This is a genomic window from Streptomyces sp. NPDC059355, from assembly GCF_042752335.1.
GTDB lineage: Bacteria > Actinomycetota > Actinomycetes > Streptomycetales > Streptomycetaceae > Streptomyces.
On the sequence record NZ_JBHYXN010000067.1, the window covers coordinates 19,648 to 28,677 of the forward strand.

The following is a 9,030-nucleotide window of genomic DNA, read 5'->3' on the forward strand; positions in this document are numbered from 1 at the left end:
CGGTACGGCGGGTGGTGCGGGGTCGGTCAGGCCTTCTCGACGACGCCCGAGGCGGCGATCTCGATCTTGCCGCGGGTGCCGCCCGAGGGGGTGCCGAGCTTCTCGATCGCGTCGACGATCTCGGAGCCCTCGACGACCTCGCCGAAGACGACGTGCTTGCCGTCCAGCCACGGGGTGACGACGGTGGTGATGAAGAACTGCGAGCCGTTGGTGTTGCGGCCGGCGTTCGCCATCGACAGCAGGTACGGGCGGTCGTGCTTCAGCTGGAAGTTCTCGTCGGCGAACTTCTCGCCGTAGATGCTCTTGCCGCCGGTGCCGTTCTGGTTGGTGAAGTCGCCACCCTGCAGCATGAACTGCGGGATGACGCGGTGGAACGGCGAGCCCGCGTAGCCGAAGCCGTTCTGGCCGGTGGCCAGCTGGCGGAAGTTCTCGGCGGTCTTCGGGACGACGTCGTCGAAGAGCTTGAACTCGATGCGGCCGGCGGGCTTGCCGTCGATGTTGATGTCGAAGTAAACGTTGCTCATGGGGTCCATCCTGTCACTCCCGGTGCCGCACGCGACTCGGAGGGGCCCGAAAACCCTCACCCGGCCGTACGGGTGCCGGTGCCCTTGGCCGCGTCCAGGGCGTAGACGCAGCGGTCCTTGCTGCATGCGTAGACCACGCCCGCCTCGGCCACCGGGGCGCCCGTGATCTCCCCGCCCGTGGCCAGCTTCCAGCGCAGCTGGCCGCCCGCCGCGTCCAGGGTGTACAGGCAGTGGTCGGCCGAGCCGAAGTGCACCCGGCCGTCCGCGACCGCCGGCAGGCCGGTGATCTCGCCGCCCGCCGCGAAGCGCCACTTCGGGGTGCCGGTGACCGCGTCGAGCGTGTACAGCGCGCTGCCGGCGCCCAGGTGGACGTTGCCGTTCGCGACCACCACCGGGTCCGAGGACTGCCGTGCCTCCGTCGCGATCCGCCAGCGGTCCTGGCCGGTGGCCGCGTCCAGGGCGTAGACCGTGCCCAGGTAGTCGGCGAGGTAGACCCCGCCGCCCGTGACCGCCGCGCCGGGCGCGAAGGCCGGGGCGGCCAGGAAGACCGCCGGGGCCTCGAAGTGCCAGCGGACCCGGCCCGAGGCCCGGTCCACGGACAGCACGCGGGTGCCGGCCGCGATGTAGACGTTGCCGTCCGGGGCCGGCGTGACCCGTACGGGGACGTTGCCGCAGGAGGCGGCGTCGCCGACCGGGTACGACCAGGCCTCGCGGCCGCTGCGGGCGTCCAGGGCGCGCAGCCGCGCGTCCTGCCACACGTACACCGTGCCCTCGTGCAGGACGGGGGCCGCCTCCGGGGTCTCGAAGTCGCTCTGGGCGCCGGTGAGCTCCCACAGCTTCTGGCCGTTGGAGGCTTCCCGGCCCTGGACGCCGCCGCCGCGCGTGGCGGTGACGACGGTGCCCCGGTCTGCGCGCAGCGCGTACACCCAGGCGTCGGTGTTCAGCCGCCACCGCTCGGAGCCGTCCGCGGCGTCGAGGGCGTAGAGGGAGGGACCGTCGGAGGCGTGGATACGGCCGTCCGCGACAGCCATGGACCAGGCGACGTCGCGGGTCTTGAACTGGCGGCGGCCGCTGGCCACGTCCAGCGCGTGCACCTCGAAGGAGGTCACGTACAGCAGGTCACCGGCGACGGTCGGGGTGCCCCAGACCTCGTTGGACATGCGGAAGCGCCAGGGCCGCCAGCGGCCGCTGTCGGGTCCGGCGGCGGGCGAGGGCACCACGGCCGAAACGGAGGAGGACGCCGGGGCGTGGGAGGCGGCCGCGCCGCCGCCCGGCGGGCGGACCCAGCCGGTCGCCGAGTCGGCGGCGGCCGCGTGCGCGGCGGGCGCCGCGGCGCCCGTACGCGGCCCGGGCCCGATCGGGACCGGCGAGCCGCCGAGCCGGACCGGCTCGCCGGACGGCGCCGGGGACACCGGCCGCGGCGGGTGCTGCGGACGCTGGGGGACGGCCTGGCCGGTACGCGGGTCGACCCACGGATCGGCGCCGCCGGAGGAGCCGCGCGGCTCCCTGCGGTGCGTCGCGGCGTCGGAGCCGCGCCCGGGGGAACGGCCGGGGGCCGGTACCGGCGCGACGGCCGTACGCTGCCCCGCCCGCCGGGCCTCGATCATGGCGACGGCCCGGCCCGGCAGCCACGCCGAGGCGGTGCCGCTGTCGTCGCCGCCGTCGAAGAGGTGCGGGGCGAGCTGCGCCTGGAGGTCGGCCGGGGTCGGGCGCTGGGTCGCGTCCATCTGCATGCAGGAGTCGATCAGCGGCCGCAGCTCGTCGGGGAGCCCCTCCAGGTTGGGCTCGTCGCGCAGCAGCATGAACACCGTCTCCACCGGGTTGGCCCCGTGGTACGGCGGATGGCCGGTCGCGGCGAAGACGAGTGTGGAGCCGAGCGAGAAGACGTCGCTGGCGCCCTTGACGCTGCGCGAGTCCTTCGCCTGCTCGGGCGACATGTACGCGGGCGTGCCGACGGCGACGTTCGTCATGGTCAGGCGGGTGTTGGAGACGCCGCTCGCGATACCGAAGTCGATCACGCGCGGGCCGTCCTCGACGACGAGCACGTTGGACGGCTTCAGGTCGCGGTGGACGAGGCCGGCGCCGTGGATGGACTGCAGGGCCTCGGCGATGCCGGCGGCGAGCCACCGTACGGCCTGGGCGGGCATCGGCCCGCACTCGTTGACGATCTCCTCCAGGGAGGGCGCCGGGACGTACGCGGTCGCCAGCCACGGCACGGCGGCCCGCGGGTCGGCGTCGACCACGGCCGCGGTGTAGAAGCCGGACACGGCCCGCGCCGCCTCCACCTCACGGGTGAAGCGCACCCGGAACAGCTGGTCCTCGGCGAGCTCGGTCCGCACCGTCTTGATCGCCACCCGGCGCCCGGATGCCGACCTCGCGAGATAGACCAGCCCCATGCCGCCGGCGCCGAGCCGTCCCAGCACCTCGAAGGGGCCGATCCGTCTCGGGTCGTGCTGCGTCAGCTGCTCCACCACTCGCCTCACAATCCCCGTACGGGCCCTCGCCGGGCCCGTTCCCACCTGCACGCGCGCCGGCACGGCGGTCGGCCCCGTGCAGCGTCTCACCCCGGGCGCCGCCCTGGGTCGCGCAACCCCGATTCTGTCAGGCCCGCGCGAGGGGCGCGTCGTCACAGTCCGGGCCCGACCGCGGGCATCCCCTCGGGCATCCCTCGGGTATCTCCTCGGACGCCCCTACCCGTGCGTACCCGTACGGGGCTCCGAGAGGAGGGCGAACACCGCGCCCTGGTTGTCGGCGACGACCGCGATCCGCCCGTGCGGCGTGTCGAAGGGGTCGGCGGTGACGCGGCCGCCGAGCCGCTTCACCGTCGCGACGGACTCGTCGACGTCCGGGACGGCGAAGTACACGAGGAAGTGCGCCGGCATGATCTCCGGGAACGCGTCGGTGATCAGGCTGCGCCCCAGGACGGCGGTCTCGGCACCGGGCCGGCTGCCGGGCGGGGACCACAGGCGGTACTCGACGCCGCTGCCCGCGTCGTCCTGGTCCTCGGGGACGTAGCCGAAGACGTTGGCGTAGAAGACGTCGACCGCGTCGCGGGCGCGCGTGTAGACCTCGCTCCAGCAGTACGTGTACGGCTCCTGCTGGGCATCGAAGCCGTGGTGGGTGCCGGGCTGCCACAGGCCGAAGACGGCCCCGCCGGGGTCGGCGGCCAGTGCGGCGCCGCCGTACGGGCCCACCGGCTGGGGGTCCATCACCATCTGGCCGCCGGAGGCGCGGATGCGGGCGGCGCACGCGTAGGCGTCGACGGTGTAGAGGTAGATCCCCCAGACGGTGGGCATGCGGCCGTCGGGTTTGGGGGCGAGGGCGGCGACGTTGCGGCCGCGGCTGTAGGCCTGGGTGTAGCCGCCGTATTCGGGGCCGGCACCGGCGGAGAAGGTCCACCCGAAGAGCTCACCGTAGAAGCGCTTGCCGGCCTCGACGTCCGGCAGCGAGGCGTCCACCCAGCAGGGTGTGCCCTCCGCGAATGCGGCCATGGCCCGGTTCCTTCCGTTGTGCCCCTCTGTGCCCCCCCCAGCCATGATCTGCCCGAAAACTTGTCCACAGCCTGTTGATAAGACTAATCGGGGGATTTCGAGAGGAAGCAGGCGGGGTGGGCGGGGCTTCGCCCGCCCGGATTTCGCACCGGATCTGTGCGGAATGCGCCCGGAATCGGCACGTCCGCCGCCCGGAAACCGCCACCCGGAGCGGCCCGGGGCGCCGCCTTCGCCCAGGCCAGGTGTCACGTAACCCCATTTGCAGGCGGCCGAATCGCGCGCAGATCACCCCTCGGTAAGCTGACGGCATGACAGGACAAGTACGCACCGTCGACGGCCGCGTTGCCGGCCGACGCGGTCAGGCGACGCGGCAGAAGCTGCTCGACTGCCTCAGCGAGATGCTCAGCTCCTCGCCGTACCGCGACGTCAAGGTGATCGACGTCGCCCGCAAGGCCGGCACCTCCCCCGCGACCTTCTACCAGTACTTCCCGGACGTCGAGGGCGCCGTCCTGGAGATCGCCGAGCAAATGGCCACGGAGGGCGCACAGTTGACGGCGCTCGTCGAGGGCCGCAACTGGGTCGGCAAGGCCGGCTGGCAGGCCGCCGAGGAACTCGTCGAGGGATTCCTGGACTTCTGGCGGCGCAACGACGCGATCCTGCGGGTCGTCGACCTCGGCGCGGCCGAGGGCGACAAGCGCTTCTACAAGATCCGCATGAAGATCCTGAACTCCGTCACCAACTCCCTCACGGAGTCGATGAAGGAGCTCCAGGCCAAGGGCAAGGTCGACAAGGACCTCAGCCCGGCGGCGATGTCGGGTTCGCTGGTCGCGATGCTGGCCGCGGTCGCCTCGCACCAGAAGGGCTTCCAGACCTGGGGCGTCAAGCAGGCCGAGCTCAAGCCGAATCTGGCGCTGCTCGTCCACCTGGGCATCACCGGGAAGAAGCCGACCAAGTAACGGCGGACCCTCCCTCGGGGTCCGCCGCCCTCCCTCCCCTCCGCGTCTCCTCTCCCGATCCCGCTCGTCCTCCCCGACCGTCTTCCCCGCTCGTTTTCCCCGTTCTCCTACCGGCCGGCCGCCGCGATCAGCGACGCTCCAGGCGGAACAGCCGGATCTCGCGCTCGATGCGCGCCTGGTACGTCGCGTACGGCGGCCAGAACCCCAGCACGGCCTGCCACGCCGCCGCGCGCTCCGCGCCCTCCAGCAACCGGGCCCGTACGGCGATGTCCTGGCCCTTCCAACTCACATCCGCGTCAGGATGCTTGAGCAGGTTCGCGGTCCACGCCGGGTGTCCGGGGCGGCCGAAGTTGGAGCCGATCAGGAGCCAGCTGACGCCCCCCTCCTCCGGCATGCAGGCGAGCGGTGTGGTGCGCGGCTCGCCCGTCTTGGCGCCCTTGGCGGTCAGGATCACGCCGGGGAGCATCTGGGCGCTCAGCATGACCTTGCCGCGGGTCAGCTTGTGCACGGCCTTGTCCATGGCGGGGATGAAGTGTGGTGCGAGCTTGGCGAACAGCACGGTCGAGGAGACCTTCTGCATCAGCTTGACGCCGGCTGCCATTGCCATCAGACGGCCACCTTCTCTTGTGGGGTGGTGAACAGGCCCGAGCGGTGGGCGGCGTGCGCCCGCAGCCGGTGGACGGGGCCGAAGAGCAGCTCGTCGGCCGCGGCCCGCTTGAAGTACAGGTGCGCGTCGTGCTCCCAGGTGAAGCCGATGCCGCCGTGCAGTTGGATCGCCTCGCCGGCCGTGATCCGCAGGGCTTCGAGGGCCTGGGCGAGGGCGAGGCCGCCCTGCCGCGGGTCCCAGGCGGCGTAGTAGGCCGCCGAGCGGGCCGCCTGGACGTGTACGTAGAGGTCGGCGAGCCGGTGCTTGACGGCCTGGAACGACCCGATGGGCCGACCGAACTGCTCGCGCTGGCGTACGTACTCCACCGTGCGGGCCAGCGCCTGCCCGGCCGCGCCGACCGCCTCGCAGGCGAGGACGGCGGCGGCGGTGCGCCCGGTGGCGGCGAGCGCGTCGAGGACCGTGCCGTCGGCGGCATTGTCGGCGTCGGCGTCGGCGTCGGCGTCGGCGCCGAGCAACTCGGCAGGGGTGTCGCGCAGTTGGACGCGGGCCTGCGGCCGGGTCTCGTCGAGGGTGGCCTGCCGCGACCGGGCCAGGCCGGGCGCATCCTCCCGTACGAGGAACAGCAGGGTCCGGCTCCGTGCGAAACCACCCGTGTGCGCGGCGACCAGCAGCAGGGAGGCGCTGTGCCCGTCGAGCACCTGGGCGGCCTCCCCGTACAGCCGCCAGCCGCCGCCTTCGCCGGGCCGGGCCTGCACCCCGCCGGCCCGGCCCCCGCCGGCCCACTCCCCGGGGGTGTTGTCGCCGGTCAGCGCGAGGGCGGTGGAGAGGGCCGGGCCGGGGACGGCGAGGGCGGCGGTGAGCCCGCCGGCGGCGAGCGCCGGGAGCAGTCCGGAGCGCTGGGCGGCGGTGCCGAGGGCGGTGACCAGCGGTACGGCGAGCGCGGCGGTGGCCAGCAGCGGCGACGGCAGCAGCGCCCGGCCGGTCTCCTCGCAGGCCAGCGCCAGGTCGGCGGGGGTGCAGCCGACGCCCCCGTACTCCTCGGCGACGGCGATGCCGGGCAGGCCGAGCTGCTGCGCGAGCCGCTGCCAGAGCTCGCGGTCGTGTCCGGCGGCGGTGCGGACGGCGGCCTTGACCTCGTCCGGACCGCAGCGTTTGCCCAGGATCTCGCGCAGGGTGCGGCGCATCTCGTCCTGCTCCGCGGTGAAGGCGGCATCCATCGTCGGGCTCCTCCCCGTATCTGACGGGCCGTCATGTTAGGGCGGGCGACGACAGATGCACAGAGGGCGGGGGCCCGCGGATCGGCGGGTGCCGCGGGGAGCGTGTCGCGCGGGCTAGAAACTGACGCTACGTCAGATGTACGTTCTGGTGCATGCCTGGACTCACGCCCGGACCCATGCCCGGACCCACGACAGAACCTCGCAACGGCCGCCGCCGGGTCGCCGTCGTCGGCGTCGCCCTCTCCGACTGCGGCCGGGTGGACGGCCCCACCCCGTACGCCCTGCACGCACAGGCCGCCCGCCGGGCCCTGGCCGACTCCGGCCTGGACCGCTCCGTCATCGACGGCTTCGCCTCGGCCGGCCTCGGCATCCTCGCGCCGGTGGAGGTGGCCGAGTACCTGGGGCTGCGCCCCACCTGGGTCGACTCCACCTCGGTGGGCGGCTCGACCTGGGAGGTCATGGCGGCGCACGCGGCGGACGCGATAGCGGCGGGGCACGCGAACGCCGTGCTGCTGGTCTACGGCTCGACGGCCCGGGCCGACATCAAGGCCCGGCGGCGCACCTCGAACCTCTCCTTCGGGGCGCGCGGACCGCTGCAGTTCGAGGTGCCGTACGGGCACACTCTGGTCTCGAAGTACGCCATGGCCGCGCGCCGCCACATGCACGAGTACGGGACGACGCTCGAACAGCTCGCCTCGGTGGCGGTCCAGGCCCGGGCGAACGCGGCGGCGAACCCGGACGCGATGTTCCGCGACCCGATCACGGTCGACGAGGTCCTGTCCGGCGAGATGATCGCGGACCCGTTCACGAAGCTGCACTGCTGCATCCGCTCGGACGGCGGCTGCGCGGTGCTGCTGGCGGCGGAGGACTACGTACCGGACACGGCGAAGGAGCCGGTCTGGATCCTGGGCTCGGGCACGTCGGTCTCGCATACGACGATGTCGGAGTGGGAGGACTTCACGGTCTCCCCGGCGGCGGTCTCGGGCCGCATGGCGTTCGAGCGGGCGGGGGTGACCCCGGCGGACGTGGACATCGCGCAGATCTACGACGCGTTCACGTACATGACCCTGGTCACCCTGGAGGACCTCGGCTTCTGCCCGAAGGGCGAGGGCGGGGCCTTCGTGGAGAAGGGCCGCCTGCTGCGGGACGGCGAACTCCCGGTCAACACCGACGGCGGCGGCCTCTCGGCCTGCCACCCGGGCATGCGCGGCCTGTTCCTGATCGTCGAAGCGGTCCGGCAGCTCCGCGGCGAGGCCGGCCCCGACCGCCAGGTCACGCGGCGTGGAGGCCGCCTCCCGGAGGTGGCGGTGGCGTCGGGCACGGGCGGCTGGTTCTGCTCGTCGGGAACGCTGATCCTGGGGCGGGGGTAGGGGGCGGGGTCTCGTCGTTCGGGGTCGGGCGAGCTGGGCGGGGGCTTCGGGGGGCGGGCGGGACTTGTGTGCTCGGGGTCGGTGGTGTGTCCGGGGGCGTCCCGTCAGTCCACTGTCCTTCCGTGTCGGGTCGGTCCGTCAAGGGCGCTCCCTGCGGTCGCGTCGCTCCGCGATGTCGCTGCGCTCCACCCTTGACCGACCGCCCCGCCCCGGAAAGACAACAGACTGCCGGGAAACCCCCGAAGGAATGGCCGGGAGGTTCATGTCCAGGGACGGGCCCTCAGCGATGCCGACCGGTGTTCTTGGCCGGTCCTGTTCCCGTCCCGGGACCACCACCCCCGGCCATGACGACAGAGCGCGTCAGATCGCTACGCGCTCCTCACCTCTCAGCGACCGACGACCGCCTGTGGCCGGACATAAGCCGCCCAGACATCATCCACAGACGACCATTTCGGCGTCTGCGGCCTGTTCCGGAGCAATGAACGGGTGATGGAGACGAAAAGCGGGCGAGACGGAGCCTGATGCCGAACTTTCCAACCTCTCACTCCGGCAAGGGCCCTTGTGGGCCTCGATCGGCTACCAAAAGGGACAAACAGGCCGCAGGCGCCCTATCGGAGAGGTTGGTGCCGGTCGTGGGCGGCCTATGTCCAACCCCAGACGGTCCGGTGACGCCAAGCCGAGGGGAGCGCGTAGCGATCTGAAGCGCCCCCGGCCTGGCCGGGGCTCGGTGGTCCTGGCGAGGCCGGATGCGGCTGAACCGGATGGCAAGGGCCGCATCCCTGATGTGGCCATGGGCTTGCCTGTCCCCCTGACCGTTCCTTCGGGGGCTTCCCGGCAGTCTTATGGCATTCCGGGGCGGGCCGGG

At 72.9% G+C, this 9,030-nt stretch carries 7 protein-coding genes; 2 read left to right on the forward strand and 5 right to left on the reverse strand.

The annotated features are described in order from the left end of the window. Window positions 1-26 precede the first annotated feature (26 nt). The 3 genes from ACFXGI_RS36585 to ACFXGI_RS36595 all read right to left on the reverse strand — a co-directional run bounded on the left by ACFXGI_RS36585 (window position 27) and on the right by ACFXGI_RS36595 (window position 4,015). The gene (locus ACFXGI_RS36585; protein WP_384716689.1) at window positions 27-524 is read right to left on the reverse strand and encodes a peptidylprolyl isomerase; all 498 of its coding nucleotides are present in this window, start codon (window positions 522-524) and stop codon (window positions 27-29) included. A gap of 56 nt (window positions 525-580) precedes the next feature. Further along, complete coding sequence (locus ACFXGI_RS36590; protein WP_384716692.1) at window positions 581-2,998, reverse strand: serine/threonine-protein kinase; 2,418 nt, start codon at window positions 2,996-2,998, stop codon at window positions 581-583. Between the two features lie 216 nt (window positions 2,999-3,214). Further along, window positions 3,215-4,015 (reverse strand): VOC family protein, encoded by an 801-nt coding sequence (locus tag ACFXGI_RS36595; protein ID WP_384716695.1) that lies wholly within the window; start codon window positions 4,013-4,015, stop codon window positions 3,215-3,217. Window positions 4,016-4,323: 308 nt separating this feature from the next. On the opposite strand from ACFXGI_RS36595, the gene ACFXGI_RS36600 reads away from it, so the two are divergent. After that, complete coding sequence (locus ACFXGI_RS36600) at window positions 4,324-4,971, forward strand: TetR family transcriptional regulator (RefSeq protein WP_384716698.1); 648 nt, start codon at window positions 4,324-4,326, stop codon at window positions 4,969-4,971. A gap of 127 nt (window positions 4,972-5,098) precedes the next feature. Here the strand turns inward: ACFXGI_RS36600 and ACFXGI_RS36605 are convergent, their stop codons facing one another. Both ACFXGI_RS36605 and ACFXGI_RS36610 read right to left on the reverse strand, forming a co-directional pair. Further along, on the reverse strand, window positions 5,099-5,572 hold the full coding sequence (locus tag ACFXGI_RS36605; RefSeq protein ID WP_384716707.1) for a nitroreductase family deazaflavin-dependent oxidoreductase: 474 nt from the start codon (window positions 5,570-5,572) through the stop codon (window positions 5,099-5,101). Window positions 5,573-5,577: 5 nt separating this feature from the next. After that, complete coding sequence (locus ACFXGI_RS36610) at window positions 5,578-6,795, reverse strand: acyl-CoA dehydrogenase family protein (RefSeq protein WP_384716701.1); 1,218 nt, start codon at window positions 6,793-6,795, stop codon at window positions 5,578-5,580. A gap of 176 nt (window positions 6,796-6,971) precedes the next feature. On the opposite strand from ACFXGI_RS36610, the gene ACFXGI_RS36615 reads away from it, so the two are divergent. Beyond that, window positions 6,972-8,165 (forward strand): acetyl-CoA acetyltransferase, encoded by a 1,194-nt coding sequence (locus ACFXGI_RS36615; protein WP_384716704.1) that lies wholly within the window; start codon window positions 6,972-6,974, stop codon window positions 8,163-8,165. Window positions 8,166-9,030: the final 865 nt, after the last annotated feature.